The organism is Pedosphaera parvula Ellin514, assembly GCF_000172555.1.
Lineage (GTDB): Bacteria > Verrucomicrobiota > Verrucomicrobiia > Limisphaerales > Pedosphaeraceae > Pedosphaera.
The window spans coordinates 1-21,822 of the sequence record NZ_ABOX02000026.1; the positions used below are offsets into that span (position 1 = coordinate 1).

General features: G+C 53.3%; 20 protein-coding genes. 7 read left to right on the plus strand and 13 right to left on the minus strand.

Annotated elements, in window-relative coordinates:
- Window positions 1-263: hypothetical protein (locus tag CFLAV_RS35600; protein ID WP_007416368.1), on the plus strand; the 263-nt coding region annotated here is incomplete at its 5' end.
- Window positions 264-301: 38 nt separating this feature from the next.
- Here CFLAV_RS35600 and CFLAV_RS18735 read toward each other — a convergent pair.
- A complete protein-coding gene (locus CFLAV_RS18735; RefSeq protein ID WP_007416369.1) occupies window positions 302-1,438 on the minus strand; it encodes a glycosyltransferase family 4 protein in 1,137 nt (378 codons plus the stop codon).
- 296 nt (window positions 1,439-1,734) lie between these two features.
- The gene (locus CFLAV_RS18740; RefSeq protein WP_040549416.1) at window positions 1,735-2,538 is read right to left on the minus strand and encodes a class I SAM-dependent methyltransferase; all 804 of its coding nucleotides are present in this window, start codon (window positions 2,536-2,538) and stop codon (window positions 1,735-1,737) included.
- A gap of 283 nt (window positions 2,539-2,821) precedes the next feature.
- Between CFLAV_RS18740 and CFLAV_RS35025 the strand changes: the two genes are divergently transcribed.
- On the plus strand, window positions 2,822-3,043 hold the full coding sequence (locus CFLAV_RS35025; RefSeq protein ID WP_007416371.1) for a hypothetical protein: 222 nt from the start codon (window positions 2,822-2,824) through the stop codon (window positions 3,041-3,043).
- 167 nt (window positions 3,044-3,210) lie between these two features.
- Here the strand turns inward: CFLAV_RS35025 and CFLAV_RS18745 are convergent, their stop codons facing one another.
- Window positions 3,211-3,534 (minus strand): hypothetical protein, encoded by a 324-nt coding sequence (locus tag CFLAV_RS18745; protein WP_150107494.1) that lies wholly within the window; start codon window positions 3,532-3,534, stop codon window positions 3,211-3,213.
- Between the two features lie 365 nt (window positions 3,535-3,899).
- Between CFLAV_RS18745 and CFLAV_RS18750 the strand changes: the two genes are divergently transcribed.
- The 3 genes from CFLAV_RS18750 (at window position 3,900) to CFLAV_RS18760 (ending at window position 7,494) form a co-directional block, all read left to right on the plus strand.
- Window positions 3,900-5,072 (plus strand): glycosyltransferase family 4 protein, encoded by a 1,173-nt coding sequence (locus CFLAV_RS18750; protein ID WP_007416373.1) that lies wholly within the window; start codon window positions 3,900-3,902, stop codon window positions 5,070-5,072.
- A 102-nt stretch (window positions 5,073-5,174) separates the two neighbouring features.
- Window positions 5,175-6,335, plus strand: coding sequence for a glycosyltransferase family 4 protein (locus tag CFLAV_RS18755; RefSeq protein ID WP_007416374.1), 1,161 nt, complete (start codon window positions 5,175-5,177; stop codon window positions 6,333-6,335).
- On the plus strand, window positions 6,328-7,494 hold the full coding sequence (locus CFLAV_RS18760) for a glycosyltransferase family 4 protein (protein WP_040549418.1): 1,167 nt from the start codon (window positions 6,328-6,330) through the stop codon (window positions 7,492-7,494). Before CFLAV_RS18755 ends, CFLAV_RS18760 begins: the two co-directional genes overlap by 8 nt.
- Here CFLAV_RS18760 and CFLAV_RS18765 read toward each other — a convergent pair.
- The 3 genes from CFLAV_RS18765 to CFLAV_RS18775 are packed head-to-tail and all read right to left on the minus strand — an operon-like array spanning window position 7,483 to window position 10,675.
- Window positions 7,483-9,033 carry an MATE family efflux transporter gene (locus tag CFLAV_RS18765; RefSeq protein WP_007416376.1) on the minus strand — a complete coding sequence of 517 codons (1,551 nt, stop codon included), beginning with the start codon at window positions 9,031-9,033 and terminating at the stop codon, window positions 7,483-7,485. The genes CFLAV_RS18760 and CFLAV_RS18765 overlap by 12 nt on opposite strands.
- Complete coding sequence (locus CFLAV_RS18770) at window positions 9,030-9,854, minus strand: hypothetical protein (RefSeq protein ID WP_007416377.1); 825 nt, start codon at window positions 9,852-9,854, stop codon at window positions 9,030-9,032. Before CFLAV_RS18770 ends, CFLAV_RS18765 begins: the two co-directional genes overlap by 4 nt.
- Window positions 9,851-10,675 carry a glycosyltransferase family A protein gene (locus CFLAV_RS18775; protein ID WP_007416378.1) on the minus strand — a complete coding sequence of 275 codons (825 nt, stop codon included), beginning with the start codon at window positions 10,673-10,675 and terminating at the stop codon, window positions 9,851-9,853. The genes CFLAV_RS18770 and CFLAV_RS18775 overlap by 4 nt, the downstream gene beginning before the upstream one ends.
- Window positions 10,676-10,827: 152 nt before the next feature.
- Between CFLAV_RS18775 and CFLAV_RS18780 the strand changes: the two genes are divergently transcribed.
- A complete protein-coding gene (locus tag CFLAV_RS18780) occupies window positions 10,828-11,928 on the plus strand; it encodes an outer membrane protein assembly factor BamB family protein (protein WP_007416379.1) in 1,101 nt (366 codons plus the stop codon).
- Between the two features lie 673 nt (window positions 11,929-12,601).
- Here the strand turns inward: CFLAV_RS18780 and CFLAV_RS18795 are convergent.
- From CFLAV_RS18795 to CFLAV_RS18815, 5 genes are all read right to left on the minus strand, one after another.
- Window positions 12,602-13,276, minus strand: coding sequence for a response regulator (locus tag CFLAV_RS18795; RefSeq protein ID WP_007416380.1), 675 nt, complete (start codon window positions 13,274-13,276; stop codon window positions 12,602-12,604).
- 245 nt (window positions 13,277-13,521) lie between these two features.
- Window positions 13,522-14,286: a glycosyltransferase family 2 protein gene (locus tag CFLAV_RS18800; RefSeq protein ID WP_007416381.1), complete on the minus strand. Its 765-nt coding sequence runs from the start codon at window positions 14,284-14,286 to the stop codon at window positions 13,522-13,524.
- Between the two features lie 112 nt (window positions 14,287-14,398).
- Entirely contained in the window at window positions 14,399-15,202 is an 804-nt protein-coding gene (locus CFLAV_RS18805) for an ABC transporter permease (RefSeq protein ID WP_007416382.1), read from the minus strand.
- 16 nt (window positions 15,203-15,218) lie between these two features.
- Window positions 15,219-15,986, minus strand: a complete 768-nt coding sequence (locus CFLAV_RS18810; RefSeq protein WP_007416383.1) for an ABC transporter ATP-binding protein — start codon at window positions 15,984-15,986, stop codon at window positions 15,219-15,221.
- Between the two features lie 4 nt (window positions 15,987-15,990).
- A complete protein-coding gene (locus tag CFLAV_RS18815; RefSeq protein ID WP_007416384.1) occupies window positions 15,991-16,674 on the minus strand; it encodes a RibD family protein in 684 nt (227 codons plus the stop codon).
- Between the two features lie 258 nt (window positions 16,675-16,932).
- On the opposite strand from CFLAV_RS18815, the gene CFLAV_RS18820 reads away from it, so the two are divergent.
- Window positions 16,933-20,145, plus strand: a complete 3,213-nt coding sequence (locus tag CFLAV_RS18820) for a beta strand repeat-containing protein (RefSeq protein WP_007416385.1) — start codon at window positions 16,933-16,935, stop codon at window positions 20,143-20,145.
- A gap of 21 nt (window positions 20,146-20,166) precedes the next feature.
- On the opposite strand, the gene CFLAV_RS18825 is transcribed toward CFLAV_RS18820, so the two are convergent.
- Both CFLAV_RS18825 and CFLAV_RS18830 read right to left on the minus strand, forming a co-directional pair.
- Window positions 20,167-20,469: a putative quinol monooxygenase gene (locus CFLAV_RS18825; RefSeq protein ID WP_007416386.1), complete on the minus strand. Its 303-nt coding sequence runs from the start codon at window positions 20,467-20,469 to the stop codon at window positions 20,167-20,169.
- 72 nt (window positions 20,470-20,541) lie between these two features.
- The gene (locus CFLAV_RS18830) at window positions 20,542-21,675 is read right to left on the minus strand and encodes an L-dopachrome tautomerase-related protein (protein ID WP_007416387.1); all 1,134 of its coding nucleotides are present in this window, start codon (window positions 21,673-21,675) and stop codon (window positions 20,542-20,544) included.
- Window positions 21,676-21,822 lie beyond the last annotated feature (147 nt).

Consider the following 21,822-nt stretch of genomic DNA (forward strand, 5'->3'; position numbering starts at 1 on the left):
GCTTCACCGATGCCGAATGCCTGGCCCTCGCGAAGGCCTTAACCGGCAAAACCGACTGGCTGGTGGATCATGATGACGTGCACGAAAGGGAATGGAGTTGTGCCTCCTTCAGAGCAACCAAATTGAAGCTGGACAAGGGTAATCAGTTGGAGGTCAGCGGCAAGGCCTATACAGATTTTCTGGAGGCCATGACCAGACAGAAGGAACTGGACAGCATCAAGAACATCGAGGACAAATTTGGCTCTGCGTCCAGGTCCAAATAATCCATGATGGTCCGGCCCTCATCGACCGGCCGCACGTCCTATTTGCCCAGCACTTCCCGATAAATCTCCACATGTCGGCGGGCAATGATTGAAGGATGATATTTCTCGCGGGCGATTCGCTTTGCATTGACTGCCAGACTTTTGGCCAGGCCGGCATCAGTGAGCATCTTGGCAACGCCCTGCTCCATGCTGGAGACATCTGTCGGATCCATGAAGAGCCCATTACCCCCTTCTTCAATGAGATCAGGCAGCCCTCCCACCTTTGCGGCCAGGACTGGCACTCCTGCAGCCATGGCCTCCAAAACAACCATTGGGCAATTATCTTCCAGGGATGGAAGAGCCAGCAATGAAGCACTCTTCAGGTGAGTTTTTAGTTTCTCCCGATCAGCAAAACCACCGTACTCACACCAGGATCGGGTCGCAATGATCTCGAAGAATTCTTGCACATAGGGCTCCTCCTTGTTCGCCTGCCCCAGAAAGAGTAATTTGATTTTGTTCTTCGCGGCCCAGGAATCCAGCGCCTTAATAAAAGGATTTTGATTTTTTCGGTACGATATGTTCCCCACACACAGGACAGTCCTTGTTTCGTCTGGTGCGGTTTCGACATCAAAAAAGGATGCATCCACGGCATTTGGCACCAGCCAGGTTTTAGGTGCCAAACCCTTCACGGCCTCTTCGGTATAGTGAGTGATGCAAACCACCCCTTTGGTTTTTTGCAAAGCTATGTTCTCAAGTTGCGCCGCCAGCCAGTAAAATGACAGCGGTTTGGCTACATTGACCTGGGCAATCAATCGCATGTTTCCATGAATGGTCAGCACATTGGGAAATTTCGAAAAAACCGCACTCACCGCACACTCCCGTTCCGTCCCCTGCCCATGCACAATGTCGGGCCGGATGACTTTTAACCGGCGCCGCACGGCCCGCACGCATCCTTGATAGGACGTGCGCATCCATCCAAGCTTCGGCACATACAGGCTGTGAAAGAAAATATTTTCCGCCAGCTTCTCCGGCGATTTCACCGGCTTCTGCACGCACGATACCACGTGCACTTCCAATTCCGGCATCGCTGCAAAGCCTTGCAACAATGCCTCGGGCGCAGTTCCAAAGCCCGGCACCGGCACGTTGTAAGTCCCGTAGTGCTGGCGATTATCTGTTGTAATGACGGCAATCTTCATTTCAAAAATCTACGCAATATAATCCCGTCTCTGGCAACCACCGAAAATGCTGTCGTTTATTTAACCCGCGGTTGGAATTTCAAGACTCGCTCTCCTCCATCACCACGTGCGGAGAAGGACACCGAGTGGGTCAATGGCTTATCTGTTGCCTTCCACTCACTCCATGGGTAAGGCCATGGCGCGAAGAATACCATCATTGACTTCTTATCAGACATTTTTTCAGTAATCGCGCTAACTCGTGCTAGCAAAGCATTTCCCATTCCAGCCCGGAAACTGAAACTGATTTTGCCATTGGTTTAGGCAATCTTCTGAAAAACCCGATTGTGCCCCACTTGTAAAATTTCACGAAACCGCTTCGTGTCAATCTCCTGCGCCAACCGCGAAGGACCAGGATGCCCCCCCGTGGCGAACAGTGGCGGCCGATACGCCGTCGTCAATCCCGAATCATCCAACACAATCACACCCCCAGCCTTCACACTCTCGGAACAATTTTGCCAGTCCTGCAGCGCAATCTCGTAATCATGATTGCCATCAATGTAAATCAGGTCCCAACTTTGCGATTTGATCAATTCCTTCGCCGGGACATCGGTTGAATAAGCCTTGAGCAATATCGGTGCACGCAGCGAAAAATGCCGGAAGTTGGTCAGCGTATCTTCGTAATAATTGATCCCTTTATCATACTTCGAAACCGCATCGCCCGCCGTCGAGAATGGTGAAATGCCAAACACCGTGCACGGCACCCCTTTCAATCGCGCCAGCAGTGCCACCAAACTCGTCGTCTGCCCGCGATACACTCCGATCTCCAAAAAATTCGCTGGTTTCAAGGTTTCAAACAAGGAATACCACATCACATGCATGGCATCCTCGCCGAACCCCCGGCGATTCTGACTGAAATAAGTGCGATGCTCCCGGATTTCAGCCGGAAGGCGTTGATGAAAGAACCGAAAACACTCAAGATAAAAACCGGTGGGATCCTTTAAACTGCGCGGCCAATCGGCCTGGGTAAGACGCTCCGGAGCGGGCGTTTTCAACACCTGCTTTTTCATCCAGGCACTCGCCACCCGCCAGTAATGGGCATAAAGGAAGCCGGTTATCGACATGCTTAAAACGCTAACTTTAAAGGACAACCCTGTGAAAGCAAAAAACATCACTGCCACAACGGCGGATTGCCTCCATCCGCCAACAGGTCATCACAAACTTCGACCTATGCCCGGGAATCCTGGCCGCTCAACCACCATAACATGGGGACAACGATGCTTAAAATGCTTTCCGCAACGGGCAAGGTGAACTCCCAATTGCAGGAGAATCACGTACGGACGATATTTAAAAGTGAAGGTTTATGGATATCACTCCGCAGACTGTAAAAAGAAGGAGAGTCAAATCATGAAATATGTACTTTGTTTGGCCGGTCTTGCCGGCTTATTGACAGTAATCGGCTGCGAATCAGAACATCATGACCATGGCGGCCAGGGCGGGTATGGCAACGACACTTACTATGGCTCCGGTTACGGCCCTTCAGGAGACCGCTTCCGTGGCTACGATAAAGCCCCTCCACAATATCGAGAGGGCCAGTGGGACCGGGACTACCGGAACTATCCCCAGTAAAGTCCCGGATATTTCTCACCATTAAGCAGTGATACCCTGGACGCCAGCTAGCCTGCTTGCAACCGCTTAAAACACCTTGGATCAATAAAACCAGGGTGTTTGGCCGCTTCAGACTTCCAGCCCATTCTCTTTCCCTCAGCCAATCAGATGGAGGCATTCGGTTCCGATCACGGCTTGAACAGGCCATTTTCTTTCACGATTAGCCGCTCAATTGCATATTTTTGAAAGATTTGCCATTTCCGATACGTAGTTATTATGACAGCAGAGGCAAAATATTCCCGCACATGGCGGGCGCTGCTCACCAAATGAATAAATGCATAAGCACCAAACTTCATGCCTGGAAAGAAGTATGCTGGTTCCTTGCCAAGTCCCGTCAAAATTTCGAATTGAAAGACGTCGAAAGAACGGAACATTTGGAATTCTGCTCTGACGTGTGTACGGCTTATAACTACTCCCACTACTTTGAGACTCCCACCACGGCGGTTTTCCAACCGACCTGTCTCTCTGGCCCCAAACTAGAAACTTGACCGGCAACCTGTCCTAGGTAGTCAGACCGAAATCGATCGATGCCAAAAGTCAATTTGCAGACGCTTTCCTGAAACCGCGCGCCACCCTGGAATAGTTCTTATTAAAACGCGTCGACGCCCCTACTCCCAACCCTTTTGAACACTGCCTTCATGCTCAGCCAGAGAGTGATATTGTAACTTCGCTCACTGCCATTTCGAAAACCCTCAGGAACTCCCCCTCAAGAACGGGCCAATAACGGTAGAATTGTCTTTTTTGCAAAAGGAATGTCTCTAAAATGCCTGCTCACTTTTGAACTAAATCGGATCGAATGAATCGAAGCTGTTGTTGAATGGCGGCCAAACGAAAAATTGCCCTCTGCCTCGAATACCCGCTCGCCTTGCGCGGCGGCGTCAGCGTGCTCGTCGAAACCTTGCTGCAAGGCCTCGCGGCTCAATACGATCTGGTTCTCGTTTCCAGGGATTCCGAAAAGGACTTCTCCCGGCTCCCTGTTGCTTCATTTATCCAAAATCATTTCGAGTGGAATCCTGCCACGGTATCCCCCCGCACCTCCCGGACTCTGGCGGAACAACTCGCCCAGGCAGGAGTGCACCTGTCTCATTTTCATTTTGGCGGCAATTTCGGCTGGGGAAATCGTTTTATTGGCCATTGCCCCATCCCTTTCGTCCACTCCAAAGGAATCCAAGCGGTCAGCACCATACATTCCTTCAAGGGCTTGTTGGACGGTTATTGCGGCTCCCAGCGTGCCCTTATGGTCAAGCTCGCCATGCTGCCGCTGGCCTACGCTGGAAAGCTCCACGGGCTGTTCCATTTACGCCGCGAGATTGCCGTTTCCAAATCCAACTTTAACAAATTGCGCCGCGTCTATTGGCCCGCGCGGTCAAGGTTCGTCCAGATTTATCATTCGCGACTGAAGAGTGCTGACGCTCCGCCAAACAACCCGGTTCGCCAACCTCTCATCTTGAATGTCGGCCATCTGGCGGATGTCAAAGGGCAGGATGTGCTCGCCGAAGCCTTTGTGCAAATCGCACCAAAATATCCGGAATGGAAGTTGTGCCTTGTCGGTGACGTGCTGGAAGCAGAAATGGGCGAACGTATTAATGCACTCGCCCAAACTCACGGCCTGCAAAACCGCATTATCCTGGCTGGTCCACGGAACGATGTCCCTGAATTGATGGCCCAAGCCTCCATTTACGTGCAACCTTCGCGGAGCGAGGCATTGGGACTTGCTCTCCAGGAGGCCATGTTCTGCGGTTGTCCCACCATCGGCTCGCGGGTTGGCGGCATCCCTGAATTGATCCAGGACCAAAAAAATGGCTTGCTGGTCGAGCCTGGAAATCCAGCCCGCCTCGCCAAAGCGCTGGAAATGCTGATTCAAAACCCTGCATTACGTGAAAGCTATGGCCATGCGGCCAACACCTTCATTCGCGAAAGCGGCATGACCTATGAGGCGATGCTTGAGAGCCACCTCCACCTGTATGAATCCATCCTGGAAAAGAGCTGACGAGAAAATTGTCTTTTTTGCCGGAGCCATTCCATTAAATTATCTCCTTATTGTTGAAACAAATCGTCACCGGCCAACCTGAGATTGAACCGCACTGATTAAATGGCGCGCAGAAAAAACATTGCCCTCTGTCTCGAATATCAGTTGGCCTTGCGCGGGGGCGTCAGTGTGCTGGTGGAGAATTTATTGGCGGGCCTGGCGCCGCATTACGACCTGGTGCTGGTGTCCCGCGATTCCGCCAAAGAATTTGCCACGTCGCCCATGGCATCACTGGTTCAGCAACACTTCCACTGGGAATTAACCGCTGCTTCACCGATGACCGCGCGCGAACTGGCCGGCATTGGAGTCGACCTCGCGCATTTCCATCTCGGCGGCAATTACGGCTTTGGCAATCGTTATATTGGCCATTGCCCGATTCCCCTGCTCAACAAAAAAGGCATCCCCTGCTGTTCGACCGTGCATTCGGTCATTGATCCGCTGAATGGTTTTTGCGGGCCTGAGAAACCGCTCTGGTTCAAGCTCGCTTTGCTGCCAATCGCCTGGGCAGGCAAAATGCATTCTCTCCTGCACACGAAAAAGGAGATCGCCGTATCTCAACACGATCTGGCCAAACTGCAACGCTGGCATTTTCCGCTTAAAGGCAGGTATCTGCAAATCTACCACTCCCGTCTCAAACAAGCGCCGCTCGCTACCAATGAGCTGGCCAGAGAGTCGATCATATTGAATGTAGGGCACATCGCCTTTCCGAAAGGCCAGGTCGTGCTGGCGGAAGCCTTCACTCAAATCGCGGCCAAATATCCGGATTGGAAATTGTGTCTCATCGGGCATGTGGCTGAAAAGGAAGCTGCCGCCCGGGTCAGGGAAACAGCCAAAGCTCACAAGCTCGAAGATCGCATTCAGCTCGTCGGCGAGCGCCATGACGTCATGGATTGGATGACCCGCGCCGGCATTTACGTTCAGCCTTCATTTTTCGAGGCTCTCGGTCTGGCCCTGCAGGAAGCGATGTTCCGCGGCTGCCCTGCCATCGGTTCCCGCGTCGGCGGCATACCGGAGTTGATCGATCATCAGAAAACAGGTTTGCTGGTCGAACACAACAATGCTGCGGAACTGGCCCGTGCTCTGGAATCGCTCATTGCGAACTCCGCACTCCGCGAACAGTATGGCAAAGCGGGCGCGGTCTCAATTCGGGAACGGGGCATGACTTTCGAGGATATGGTCGCAAACCATATTCGTCTCTATGAATCCATCTTACAAAATGCCTAAAGAAAACTTTGTTGTCGCCACACCCGGCCGCTCGGTTTGCGACGACAATGCGCGCGCGCTGGAGCACCATGGGTTACTCCGTTTCCTGGCCCTGGCCACCCGCAACGGATCCAAAGGCATCCCCCCCGAGCGAACCCGCCTCAAACCCGCCGTCGGACTCGCCGCCTATGCCGCCGCACGCATGCTCTCCACTTTCGCCGCCGAATCCTTTCGCATGCGGTTGCACCCTTGGTTCGATCATTGGGTCAAAAAGCAACTGGAGCCGGGCAATCATATCATTTCCAGCTACGGCTATGTGAACGCTTCCTTCCAGTGGGTGCGCAAGCATGGCGGCAAAACCCTCCTCGATGGCGGCAACTCTCATCCTGAAAATTTCTGGACCATCCTAAGTGAAGAACATAAACGCTGGAATTGCCCTTACCCTCCCGTGGCCCGCCATCATTACGAACGCTCAATGGCAATGATGGAGCATGTCGATTATGTCCTCTCGCCCAGTTCCTTCGTGAGCCGCTCCTTTTTGGAACGTGGCTTCAAGCCTGAGCAAATGATCAGGAATATTTATCCGCTCGACCTCTCCTGCTTCAAACCGCCAACCGAAGGGAGGCCGAAGGACCGACCGCTGACAATAATTTCAACTGGGGCACTGTCCCTGCGAAAGGGTGCTCCATATATGCTTGAGGCGTTTAAAATTGTTCATCAAAAGCATCCCTCAGCCAGGTTCCGTCTAACGAACGTTGTTCAAAATAGTGCTGCTCCCATTTTAGAAAAATATCGTGACCTGCCAATCGATTGGGCTCCCAGCCTGCCGCATCCACAGCTAGCTCAGAGACTTCAGAATTCAGACATTTTTGTTCTCGCCTCTTTGGAGGAAGGATTGGCGAGGACAGCCTTGGAAGCCATGGCGTGCGGTGTACCGGTAATTTTAACACCAAATACTGGAGCAAATGATTTTGTTGAAGCAGGGAAAATCGGCGAAGTCGTACCTATCCGCGATCCCCAGGCGATCGCGGATGCAATCCTAAAATGGGGTGATCTGATTATGACAAGATCAACTCCTCCAACACGCATGTTTGATCCTAATCTTATCTCTTTTGAGAGCTTCGAAGCAGACTTCATAAGCCAACTGGCCGATCGCGGCGTTCTAAACTCACCGGCCTAACATTCCTTTGATGATACTCCATTCCCTGGAGATCATCTCCCGGTTAACACCTGCGGCCAGCGCTGCCACCAGCAAAATCAAACCAAAGCTTACCACCAGCATTATCACATGAGCCACTGAGTCAGGCTTCAACACTGTTCGACACAATCCACCAATTCCCACCACGGCCAATGGCAGCAGACAGCTTTTCGCGGACCATGATAACGGAGAGAGTTTCAGGTACCGGCAGGTAATCCACCCCAGGCTCAGGCTGAGTACAATCTGAGCTATCGCCGTTGCAATGGCAATGCCCGTAAGAAATCCCAGCCGCATTGATAAATACGATAATCCGAGGTTCAACAACCCCGTTCCACCGACAGCGATTCCAGTCTGTTTTATGCCGTTGTTTCCACATCGTCCCGCCACCTGGATGCCCGCGTCTCCCCCGGTGGTGGCAGCGAGGTTGCAGGCGAAGGCTATTTGAAGCGACAGAGGCATTTGATACTCCGCTCCCTGCCACAAGGCAATGAACAGATCATTAAAGGCCAAATAACCCAACGCCGCAGTACACCCCATCAAGATCTGAGCTGTGTTAAGAAAATTGACTTCCTTTAGCGCCCTGGTCTTTTCTGCCTCCTGCCCGCTCGCCAACCATTGTGTAATCTTGGGAATACTGACAAAACTCGCGGTCAAAATCAGCATGGTCGCCAGATCGCAAATTTTATAATTGAAAAAATATTTGGTCACGGCCGCACCACCGAAGCCAGGCAAAATGAGCACTCTATCAGTCGCAAAATATATGGCATTTCCTATGCTCGATAGATAGACCCACCCACTGGTGCCAGCCAACTCCTTCCAGAGTTTCAGATTAAACCCGAGCGGCCAAATGGTCCCTACCCACGGGTGCGCCCACTTAACCATCGAGCAGGCGAGCGCTCCAACAGCAATTGTTGCCGCTGAATAAGGCAACAACTGCACCCAGAGAGGAAAGTCATAAATGGCGAGCCAAACCTGTACCGCCGGCGCTAGTATTTGGCCGATAAGAACAGTAGGAATGACAGGCCAGGTCACCGTCCCCAAAGCAAAGTTCAAACTGTGAAAGTATCCCGCCAGCAGGACTACTGCGACGTTCATTCCACCTACTATCATCAGCAAAGTCAACGAACCAGAACCGGGAGCGCTATCAAACTTAAGCCATCGCGGCAACCAGGGCGAAAGGGCTACGAACGCCAGGAAGCACACCGAGGAGAGCAGTAGAACAATCGATCGCGCAGAGGCAAGCAGTTCACGAAGTTTTGAATCCTGCTTCTGTCCGAGATACTGCCCGGTGCGCAGAGCTATGGCGCCACCCATCCCCAGGTCGCTGAGTCCGCCCAGGCGCGTTACACTTTGAAAAGTAAGCCAGAGTCCGTACAAGTCAGCTCCCATCGCCTGCACCAACAAACGTGGAAATAATAATCCAAGCAATGAACCCAGTCCCATGGAGACAATGCGCATGCCGAAAGCCGACCGCACGGAAGTCCGGTTCTCCTTAAGCCATGAAATAAAGCTGCCTCTCATTCGCCTGCGAGCATGCCTTGCCCGTTAAAAAAACTTCCGCAAAGACCGGAAGCAACGCCTGTTTTCGACCAGGGTAATTTCGCGGCCAGGCAATAATTTTTCATCTGGCGCAACATCAGCCAGGTCTCGATCATGCGATTCATTCGGGTGCTCATCACTGCCCTGGCAGGACTCTTCGCCGTTTCACCTGTGGCTACGAGGCTTTCAGAAATATTTTCCAACCCGTAATGCAGCGCGAGAATGGCATTCAAATTCAAAGCCGCGCACGCAGGCAAATGAGCGGAAAAGCCTCCGGTGGCCAGCCAGGCCGTGCGCGTATAAGCAACATTGATCGAGCGTGAAATCCAACTCATCTGCCGGGGAAAATAATTGAGGAAATCCAACGGACTTATCGAACTCTGCCCGGTCGGGGCTCGCATTGTTTCCTTTCCCCAATCAGTCGCAACTTCGGCGTCACAGCGCACGAACTGTGCTTTGGGGCGTTCAGTGACCCGCTGCTTCAACCGCTCGAAATACGCAGGCTTTAATTCCTCTCCCGGCAACAACATTTTCAGCCACTCCGCCTCGGACTGCGAGTGAGCCCAGTTCCACTGCTCGGTGCGTTTTAGCTGAAAGGGTGCCTTCACCCTGCGCACAGGGATGCCGGCTGCCTGCAATTGTCTTTCCGCCTCGTTCACCTCAATGGAGACAGGCGCGAGAGCACTCTCGTTCAACTGAACCACAAAGCCGCGCTCCCTTTGTGCCACCAGCGAACCGATGGTCTCACCCAAGCAAGCCTCCGGGTGGGCAACGGGAATGATGATGTCCAACCAGGCACTCATGGCTTCCTCATTTGTACCCAATAATTCCGCACCTCCCGTGCCATCATGCGCGCGAATGTCACCTTGGAATATCGAACCCGCTCAGCCCAGGCACGATACCCGAGCATGCAATAATAGGTCATGGTTTCGCGAAAGGTGTCCTTTTGCCGCCCAGGAAGACTTGTCGAGAATCGAGCATCGTGAATATTAAAGTGGCACAGCGGCTCTTCGATCCCATAAACGCCATACCTTGCGGCCAGCGTGCAAAACATCAAACTGTCCGAACAAATCGGCAGCGGTGTGGGATATCCGCCCACGGTAATAAAAGCGGTCTTTTCAATGGCCGCGGCACTGGGTGGCCCGAATTGCATGCCGTAACCCAACACTTTCAACTCCATTTCTGCTGCGGAACGGAAACGTCCAGCCCACGGGCTGCCACTGGTGATGGTCGGATTATTTCCGGGATGCAAAACATAATTACAAAAAATATAACGGCAATGGGCATTGGCCGAAATGACCTCGCGCAACCGGGAGATGTAATTTCCATCCAGCCAGTCACCCGCAAACAACGGCTTCAACCAACTCGCGTGGGATTCGTAATGCGCCCAGTTCCAATGCTCCACGCGGCCCAATTCAAAGGGCGGCTTCACGCGCCGCACCGCAATGCCCACGCTTTGCAACTGAACGGCTGCGGCATCAATGATCTCTCCACCCTTGGTGGTATAATTATCACTCAGCAGCACTGAGAAGTTGCGATCTGTTTGCGTGGCCAAGGATTCAATGCTCCGCTGCAGGACGGCAGGCGGATTGCGCAAGGGCAGAATGACTTCAATCGTGCTCAAATGTTCTTTTACGCCTGTTCTTCTACGTGATTAACGGAACAGATTCAAGCGCGGACCGGCGGAGGCGAAGACGAACACCAAATTCATAAATCACCTTGACATTTCTTTCCGCTGCAAACGACCTTGGTAGACTGATCGTGCAGTCTGCTAATATGAAGAAATACTTTGCGTTGTCCGCCATGCTGCTGATTTCAATTTCGACATTGGTGGCCGAAGAACCGGGCAAGCTGATCTGGGAAACCTCCGTGGGATACTACTGCGATGCCTCAGCAGCATTGGCAGAGGACGGAACCATTTATATTACCTCTTCAAACAGTAAACTGGATGCCATTTCCACCACCGGGACAAAGAAATGGTCATTCAACTCCATGTCCGACATCAAGTCCTCACCCGCCATTGGTTCAGATGGCACCATCTATTTCGGAAGTAGAGACAGGCACTTTTATGCTGTCACCCCTGAAGGAAAAGAAAAATGGCACTTTAGAACTGGCGGCTGGGTGGACTCTTCCCCTGCGATAGCAGCCGATGGCACAATCTTTTTCGGATCATGGGATAAGGCTTTTTATGCAATTGATAGTAATGGCAAACAGAAGTGGAAAATGGAAACCGGTGGGCCGATCGACTCTTCCCCTGTGATTTCCGCTGACGGAACCGTGTATATCGGATCTCACGACCAAAAGTTCTATGCCCTCACTCCCGATGGTAAACTGAAATGGGCTTTTGAAACGAAAGGACCTATTGTCGCATCGCCAGCTATCGCAATGGATGGCACAATCTACATTAGTTCAGTGGATGGCAACCTGTACGCACTCAATCCTGATGGTTCCATGAAATGGAAATTTCATACTGGCGGAACACGAACTTCCTCACCAGTTCTGGATAAGGACGGAATCATCTACATAGGCGTAAACAATTTCTATTACTCAATAAAGCCGGATGGTACTAAAAATGCGGATTTTGGAAATGACGACTTTGACGGATCAGCCGCAGTTATGGACAACGGAGTTGTTGTCTTCGGCTCTCAGCAAGGAACTTTGTACGCATTTAACTCTCAATTCGAAATTCAATGGTACCTTGCTTTAGGCGGCGCCATGACCTGCTCGCCGACGATATCATCCAACGGTATGATTTATGTCGGCTCAAATGCTTTTAAATTCCGAGCTATTAAAGGCCCTTCCGGCCTTGCAAAAAGTTCCTGGCCATGCTTCCGTGGGAATAATAAGCAGACTGGAAGAGTAGTAGAAACGAAATAGATTTTTATCTCAGATTTTACAAACCCTCACCCACGTGGGTGAGTGGAGTGTCTCAGGACAATACCACTCCGCTTGGCAAGCAAACAGTTTGAAGCGCAGAATCCGCCTCCGAACCTAACCATGGAGCCGCATCGAGAAATCGGTGCGGCTTTTTCTGCATCCCGGTTCAATGGGACGAGCTTGCCACTTGGCAGGGAAGCGTAAAGAAGAACGAGGCGGCTTTTCCCACAGCCGATTCCGCCCGGATGCATCCATCTGGCTTGCTGAATTAACCAACTGCCCTTCATCCGTTTGGAATGGCATTCGGTATAATCAACGAAATTGAACACTGATCCATTTACCCCATGCGGGAGTCATGACTCCAAAAAATATCGGTCAAAGCTTAGAGCCCGTTTTAAAATTCTGGAGGGTGCTGTTTTTGCGCAAAAGGCTGTATGGCAAGGCGCGACGAAGGAGAATATCCCTGGTGGATCTTCGACTGAGGAGCAACGCCGCCAGACGGCCTTTTGCGCGAAAACCCTCCGGGCGGCGGTGCTTTTGGTCACGGCCTGCGTTGGCTCGGCCCTCACAGCCCGCTGCGGGGATGCTTGGTGCCCGTGCGGAAGCACCTCGCCACCTTGGCCGCAGCCAAAATCCCCAACCGCAGCACCCTCCATAATTTTAAAACAGGCTCTTAGAGCAGCGGGACCGCATTTTTTTCCACCATTCCTTTGGAGATGGCATAACGCGTGAGACTGGCCACATCGTGAATATTCAGCTTGTTCATCACCTGCTGCCGGTGTTTCTCAACCGTCTTGATGCTGATGGCAAGATCGTCCGCAATCTGTTTATTAGCCCTGCCCTCCGCAATCAATTGCAGAACCTCCCGCTCACGGGCGGTAAGATGAACGCCGCTTTCTCTGAACGCGTGGCCATTGGTAAACGCTTCGCGCTTTAATTCACTCAGGCCTTTGGCAATTGCGGGGCTGAAAAAGTTGTTCCCTTTATAAACTTCGCGAATGGCCGTCAACAAATCGTCCGCCGCGGATTGTTTGACGAGATAACCCAAGGCACCGGCTTCCATTACCTTCTGAACATATTCCTGGTCGCTGTACGACGAAAGCACGACCACCTTGATGCCAGGCTTGTTCTTCACAATCTGCCGGGTCGCCTCCAAACCGTTGAGCTTGGGCATGGCTAGGTCCATGACCACAACCTGTGGCGACAACTTTTTGGTCAGCTCCACAGCTTCACGACCATCGCCCGCCTCACCCACAACTTCCACATCACCAGCCGCCGCCAGCAGGGCCCGAAGACCTTGCCGGACAATGATATGATCGTCAGCCAGTAATACAGTGATCTTCTGCATATTCTTCAAAACAAAGGTAAAGGCGGAGACGGGAGGACGCTAGGGTTATTTTTCAAAACCTGTCCTGGTTCCCTGGCATAACCGGTCGAAATAAATAAAAAGACCAGCCCCACTCAGGGCTGGCCAACTTGCGATCTGGACGCAGTGAGCTTACCAAACATATTTTTAATCCCAATGAGGTGCTTCCCGCAAAGAGGGGTGTGCGGATCACCCTGTTCCTAAAAACTCAACAACCTGACCACCGTTTATACGGATTGCGCCCGCTTCCGATAATACTCCGTTTTTTTGAACAACTTCAAATCCTCCGGTGTTCCAATGCCGTACATCCCTTGCAGCTCGCGGCCGGTTTTCATGGTGATAATCTTCGCACCTTCGCCGATAAGTTGGTTGTAGGTGGGCGCAACATAGAACTCATTGTTCACCCGCAGATTCGCCGCAATCATGGCATCCGCCGCACGAACATATTCCCTGCCCTGCCGAAAATTATAAATGCCCACCGTCGCTTCGTTGCTCACAACCTGTTTCTCAACTACTTCCTGCACGCTGCCATCCGATTTCATGCGACAATAAGACCATTTCGGATGATCAGACCAGAAGGTCATGATGAGACCGGCCACCTCCCGCGCATCAGCCGCCGCCAGGTAATCGTTGATGTCCAGGTCAACAATTTGATCGCTGTTGGCTATCATCAACGGGTCGGTATTGTCAATGAACTTGCGGGCGAGCAACACCGTGCACGCCGCGCCTTCAGTGACCTGTGCGACTGGAACAATTTCACACCCGGGACAAAGCCGCTTCAGTTCCGCCGGCACTTCGGGATAATTTTCCAGATGCTCAGCCAGGCAAAGAAAAATAAATCGGTGCGGACGATTCGGCCGGATATTATCGATCACCCACTGGATCATGGGCCGTCCACCGACGGGAATCAGCGGCTTGGGTGTGGTATAACCGACCTTGGCAAAACGTGAACCGCGACCGGCCATGGGAATGACGATTTGTAATGTGCTCATTTAGATAATTCCACCTCTATCCTTGGAAATTACTGAAATGGTGACAAGCACGAAAGAGCTGACCACCTGCCCGATTGGCGCCAGAGCTCGTGCAAAAAGCAGTCGTTGGCATTTAACTCAACGTCTCCGCGCTGTATCTGGCAATGAGCCCGGTGCGCACGGCATGCTTATAGACCCGCGTGAAATACCAGCAGGCGAGCAGAATATAAAGCAGCGCCAGGCAAATACCCCACAGCAATGTGATGCCCGAAATGGGGCGACCGGCGACGACATTGCGCATTCCCTCAAACACATACGAAGGCGGCAAGAGGCGTCCGATCACCTGCATCCAGGGCGGCAAAGTCGAGAGTGGATAGAATACCCCGGCAAAAGGGGACAACAGCGCTGGGATCGGCCAGACAAACCATTCTGAAGCCGGCCCAAACCGCAGCACCACCGCGCTGCCAATAATCCCCAGCGCAATCCCCGTCAAAAAAAGCACCAGCAGAAATGGAATCAGCATCAACCCATAGGCAAAAAAGGAAAGCCCGAACACCGTTGTCGCCAGAACGAGCATGAAGACCAGCCCAATCAGGCTCGTCACGATGCTGGTAAGCACGAGTCCGCTCAAATATTCCGGAATCGAGAGCGGTGACGCAAAAAAATTAAGGAAATTACGCGACCAGACGTCCTCGAAAAATGCCGTCGTTACGCCGTGCATAACCCGCGTGAAGAAATCCCAGAGCAGCACCGCTCCCAGGAGCGTGGGCACAAAATTGAAACCGGAAGCCGTGACGCTATTGAGATACTTGGTGATGAAACCCCAAAGCACGATATCGATGGCGACCCATATGAACAGCGGCAAAGTGCGCGCCGGACTGCCACGCAGAAGATAAAACTGTCGCAATACAATGGCTGAGGTGCGTTTAAGAAACATATTAATTAGACACTAATTAGACACGCTCCAGCGCTAGTGGCTCACGCGCAATGGTGATGAATAATTCCTCCAGGCTCGTTTTACCGTGCTCAGCCGGAAGAGTTTTCGGATTCCCCTCGAGCAAAATCTTTCCATGCGAAAGGAAAAGCACCCGGTCGCACACCTCCTCGACCTCATACATATTGTGGGAGGTCCAGAGCACGCCGCCGCAATCACGAGCGGTAAACTCGCGAATCTTCGTGCGGATGTCCCGCGCCGTGGCCGGGTCAAGCGAGGCGGTCGGCTCATCCAGCAGCAGCAGGTGCGGCTGGTTCAACATTGCCTTGGCCAGACAAACACGCGTTTGCTCGCCCGAAGAGAGCACACCGCACTTGGTATTGCGAAACGCCTCGAGATCGAATTGCTTCAGCAAGGCTTCAATGCGATCGGAAAGTTTCTTCACTGCATAAATAAGGCCGAAGATCCGAAGGTTCTGATATACGGTCAGGTTTCCCGGCAGTGGCGCGTAAACTGCGGCAAAGTTCGTGCGTGATAAGGCCTGCGTGCGCTGTTTGGCAATATCAATGCCTTCAATGCGAATGCTCCCTGAACTGGGCTCGAGCACCCCAAGAATCATATTGATGGTCGTCGTCTTCCCTGCCCCGTTCGGTCCCAGGAGACCCACAATTTCGTTGCGGCCAACCTCAAAGGAAATGCCATCCACTGCCACTGTGGTGCCATACACCTTGCACAGTTGCGAGACGGACAGCACTTTCGATGTGGCTGTTTTTGGCTCTACAATCATCTGTTTATTTCTGAACCTTATACCGCAGCCACAAGATATCGCTGGTTAACTTCTTCGTGGCAAGCAGCTTCAGCCTCGACACAGATTTTTTTCGACTGGGCGTTTCGATGTCGAAGAGACTCGCAGTGCCAATGGTGCCATCGGCAACCGGCATGAGCAGCAAGCTCAGCTCATCAATCAAACCCGCCGCCAGGAACGAGCCGTTGATTTTCCCGCCACCTTCGAGCAACAATTTCTTGATCTGAAAATATTTACCCAACTTCTCGAGCACCCGCTTCAAATCGATTTGCGTTTTCCCGCCAAAAATATAGGAGATGTTTTTCTTTTGAAGAAATTCCAAATAACTGTCCGACACCTTTTCCGCCAATATCTCAACGATGTGATCCGCGTCAATGTGGTTTGATTTCCAATTCAGCCGGCCCGATGGATCGAGGGCGACTGCATACGATTTGCCTTTGTGCGGCGCTATGAAGTCTTCTCTCGGGATATTTCTCCCCACGGCTTTGCCCGAAAAACTGGCTTTTCCGGCATAACCCTCCATGGTAACCCGTCCACACATCCAGCCATCGGTTTTAAAACTGGCGCCGGTCCTCTCGTATTCCTTGTAGCCGCCGGTAATCTTCCAGCGATCTCCCACGATGCGGCCATCCACCGATGGCATCATATGACAAATAAGATATGGTTTCATCTAATCGCAGCTCCTTTCAAGCTTGGTGAATTACACTATACGCCGAAATCAATGTCTTGCCACCGGAGCACCAAGGCTGTGCGTATTCTTTCTACCTGTTGCTAGGAGTTTACCCCACTAGGCGAAAGCGGTTCCTCCCCTATCTTAAGCAACCTTCATAGACACTGAGGAGAACAGGCCGATCCGTTTTTGTTCAAAACCTGTTCGGAATGGAAAAATCAGAATTCCGTTTTTGAATTAATTTCACGAGGGGAAACCATGCAAAACGTAAACCATTCATTGGTTGTTAAAGGGAACAGAGGTCGCTTGCTGTGGACGATCGCGCTCGCACATCTGCTGCTGACCGGAACGGTGGCGTTTGCCCAGGTGAATTCGTGGACGAAGCCGACGAGTGGCGCCTGGGAGGAGCCGGTCTGGTCCCTTGGCATCCTGCCCAATAGTTCCCAGACCATTGAGATTACCAATGCCGGATTCAAGGCCGTCGGAATCAATCCTTCAACCGCGACCGGTTTTCCAGGTTCACTCACCATCAATCACCTGGACATCTTTGGTCCAGCCAATTCGTCCAATACTCTTTTGATGAACTTCTTCGGCACCAATCCGCCCCTGCGCGTACTCAACGGAGTGAATGTCGGCACCAATGGCCGCATTCTCAATCTGTTCTCCGGCCTGCTGGTGGTCAACGCTGGCCATCTGGCCATCACCAACGGTTCCGTGCAACAGGAGGGCGGCTTTGTGAGCGTGGGTGACGAAATCGATGTGGACGGCACCTACAACCTGACCAACGGGCTCGTGCAGACTCCCCATCTCGTGGTGGGCGGAGATAATAACGTGGGCCTCTTCACCCAGGAGGGAGGCACCAATTCCACGTCTGATCTCGTGGTGCAGGCCGATTCGGCACCGGCCACTTACGATCTGGGCGGAGGTGTTTTGAATGCCGGGAGCGAGGAGATTTTCAGCAGCCTCACCGCCATGGGCATCTTTAACCAGACGGGCGGGCGCAACACGGTCACCAACACCCTCAGGCTGGCGGGTTCCGCGGTAAGCAGTAATCCTTTTGGCCCCAGTGTTGCCCTTTACGCGATGAACGGCGGACAACTCTCGGTCGGCACCCTGCTCCTGAATGCTTACAGTTCCTTTGCGCAGTCCAACGGCACCACTATGGTTTCTGGTGCAGTGGAGTTTAATACGGGCAGTCCTTTTTTCCTCACTACCTCATTCCTGACCGGTGGCACGCTGGCGGCGGCGAATGTTAGTTTCAGCGGCGCGGGGGAGGGCCTGGAGCAAACCGGCGGCACTTTGATTGTGAGCAATCTCTTCTCCTTCGGCGGCTTCACCTTTGAGCCGCCGATTGGCTTTGCGCCCTATGACTTTGCCGGTGGCCTGCTGATGGCGAGCAACATTGAAATCCTGGCGAACTTTTCCATCGGCTCTGCCGGTGGGCAGACGCGGCGCATCACCAACCCGGGCTTTTTCCGGCTGGGTGCTGGGGGCACGGTAACCACGGCCACCATCGATGAGCAGTTGGGACGCTTCATCCTAGCCTCCTCCGCCGCCATCGATATGGGTGCAGGTGCCAGCAAGCTGGCCTTTGCCGACAGCAGCTCGCAGACGTGGGCTGCCGGGGCCATCCTCTCGATCCTCAACTGGAGCGGTTCCACCAATGGCGGGGGTTCGGACCAGCTCTTCTTCGGCACCAACTCGAGCGGGCTCACCCTGGCGCAACTGAGCCAGATCCGGTTTGTCAACCCAGCCGGCTTTCCTCCGGGCAGCACCAACTTTGCCCGTATTCTCAGCACCGGTGAAGTCGTGCCATCGGGCACTCAGGTCGTAGCCCAGGTGAATTCGTGGACGAAGCCGACGAGTGGCGCCTGGGAGGAGCCGGTCTGGTCCCTTGGCATCCTGCCCAACAGTTCCCAGACCATTGAGATTACCAATGCTGGATTCAAGGCGGTGGGCATTTTTCCTGCAACCGCGACCGGTTTTCCGGGTTCACTGACCATCAATCACCTGGACATCTTTGGTCCGGCCAATTCGTCCAATACTCTTTTGATGAACTTCTTCGGCACCAATCCGCCCCTGCGCGTACTCAACGGAGTGAATGTCGGCACCAATGGCCGCATCCTCAATCTGTTCTCCGGCATGCTGGTGGATGGCGGCCATCTGGGCATCACCAACGGTTCCGTGCAACAGGAAGGCGGCTTTGTGATCGTGGGTGACGAAATTGATGTGGAGGGAACCTATGACCTCACCAACGGGCTCGTGCAAACTCCCAATATTCTGGTGGACGGAGACATTAACGTGGGCCTCTTTACCCAGGACGGAGGCACCAATAGCACCACCGACCTGGTGCTGCGGGCCGGTTCCGCTCCAGCCATTTATGATCTGAGCGGAGGTTTTTTAAATGCCGGAAGCGAGGAGATTTTCAGCAGCCTCACCGCCATGGCCACCTTCAACCAGACGGGCGGGTTCAACACGGTTACCAATACCCTCAGGCTGGAGGGAGCCGCAACGGATCGCAATCCCTTTGGCCCCAGCGTGGCCCTCTACGCGATGAACGGCGGCCAACTCTCAGCCACCACCCTGCTCCTGGATCCGTACAGTTCCTTTGCGCAGTCCAACGGCACCACCACCGTTTCCGGAACGGTGCAGTTTAATGCGCTCAGCCCCTTTTTCCGCACCACCTCCTTCCTGGCCGGTGGCACACTCTCAGCGGCCAATGTTAGCTTCGCCGGTGCGGGGGAAAACCTGGTGCAAACCGGCGGCACCTTGGTTGTGAGCAATCTCTTCTCCTTCGGCGGCTTTGCCTTCTCCCCGCCGCTGGGCTTTGCGCTCTACGACTTTATTGGCGGCACATTAATAGCATCCAACATTGAAATCCTGGGCAACTTTTCCATCGATTCCGCTGGCGGGCAGACGCGGCGGATCACCAATCCGGGCTTCTTCCGGCTCGGTAGCGGCGGCACCGTGACCACCGCCACCATTGATGAGCGACTGGGACGCTTCATCCTAGCCTCCTCCGCCGCCATCGATATGGGTGCAGGTGCCAGCAAGCTGGCCTTTGCCGACAGCAGCTCGCAGACGTGGGCCGCCGGGGCCATACTCTCGATCCTCAACTGGAGCGGCTCCACCAATGGCGGGGGTTCGGACCAGCTCTTCTTCGGCACCAACTCGAGCGGGCTCACCCTGGCGCAACTGAGCCAGATCCGGTTTGTCAATCCGGCCGGCTTTCCTCCAGGCAGCACCAACTTTGCACGTATTCTCAGCACCGGTGAAGTCGTGCCATCCGTTCAACCGGTATTGGTTGCCATGAAGCAAGGCACAACGATGGTGCTGCAATGGCCCGCCCCCTTCAAACTTCTAACCTCCACGAACGTGCTGGGTCCTTACCTGGTGGTGCCGGGAGCAGTCAGCCCGTATGTGATCGATATCAAGAGTAGTCCGAAGGCCTTTTTCAGGTTGATGAACTAAAAGGATTTTTAGAAGAAGTCTCTACACATCATGCTTGGCCGCCAGCACCTCGACCTTTTCCAGCGTAGGTGGTTTGGCCAGCAAGTCAGGGGACTTGTTCATGAGGGCTTCGGCAACGCGACCCGACAAATGCGCCTGCCTGCCGTTCTCATCTGCAAAGGCGTCAAAGATGCCAAATGTGGATGGCCCCATGCGAATCGCAAACCATTCGAGCGTCCCCGGCTCCTGCCTGACCAAATCCAAACCGCCACGGAGAAATTTCTCCACCTCCGCTTCTTTTCCCGGCTTTGCTTCCATACGAACAAATAATCCTACGTTAACCATAATAATCTCCTTCCTAATCCGTCTCCGGCTTTTTGCTTTCTCGATTACTGCCGCAACTCGCAAGCCTACCGCTCAGCGCAGCAGAATGGGCTGAGTGCCTATGGCCACGCGAAAGAGCGTGTAAGGCTTGCGACGAAGGTCCTTCCCGTGATGGAAGCGCGCCTGGCGATGGAATTGGTTTGCCGTGACGTAAATATATCCATCTGTTGCGACTGACAATGTATCCGGCCAGAGGAGACGCGCATCGTGGGCCACCGTATCCCAAAGCCCATCGGGTGTGCGGCGCAGGATTGCATTGTGCTCGTAATTCGTTGCGTAAATATTTCCCTCAGCATCCGATTCCAATCCATCCCCAGCGCCGCCCTTGTCCCCATGATCGTTAATCGTCTGGGCGACAGTTTCATCGTCCAGCCAGGGATCGGCCAAAGCCTCGGTAGCCACGCTGTAAAGCCATCTACTTATCAGTGGGCAGTAATAAAGGCGTGACCCATCAGCGCTGATGGCAATGCCATCGGCACCCACCTTCATCGGTTGGGTTTTTCCATCCGGGCTGCGCTCCAGAAAAGGAGTGCCCTCGACCACCGGAAGACAGCCTCGCGGCGCACCGGCCTTCGTGGTGGGATGGTCGTGAAGCCGCCGCCAGCTTTGGCCGGTCCCCAGGTCAACCACGATGATTCCGTTCGGCCCCGTATCGGAGGAGTCAGTGATAAAAGCCATGCCCTCGGCGCCGCGCCGCAGGTCAAAGCGCATATCATTAAGGTAGCTGGTCGGCAAAACGACATCCTGCGGAAAGAGTATCTTCTTTACGATTGCATCCATCTCCAAATCCACACAAATGAGTTTAGGCCCGCCATATTGGGTCAGCTCGAATCTCGGGCTGCCGGTGTCAAGTATCCATAAACGGTTCGCAGGGTCCACCACCACGCTCTGGACCGATATGAAGGCCGCCGCGGGATCAATAGGCACCGAGCGGTTGGCCTCCTCATTTGGAAATGCCACCAGTCGCCCCTTCCAATACTCACATACCGTATATCGAACTTCGTCGCCCCATTTTGGAAAGCAGACAAAAATTCGCCCATCATGAGAAACGGTCACACCGGTCGGCATCGCACCGTCAAAGTAGGCCACCGGTTCAAGCAGGCCATAGGACTCATCCGCTGGCAGATTCCGTGTTGAGTCTTCCGGGGATAATGTTGCTACAGGCATGGAAAATACACCATCCTTTCAGAGTCAGCGTAAGCCTGTCCTCCACCATATCAAAAGGGGTGTTGAACCCATTAGTGAGGAGTCTCTCTGCACGCAAGCAACTTACTTGCGTGATGAAGGTCCAAACTCGGCGGCGGAGCCTTCTGA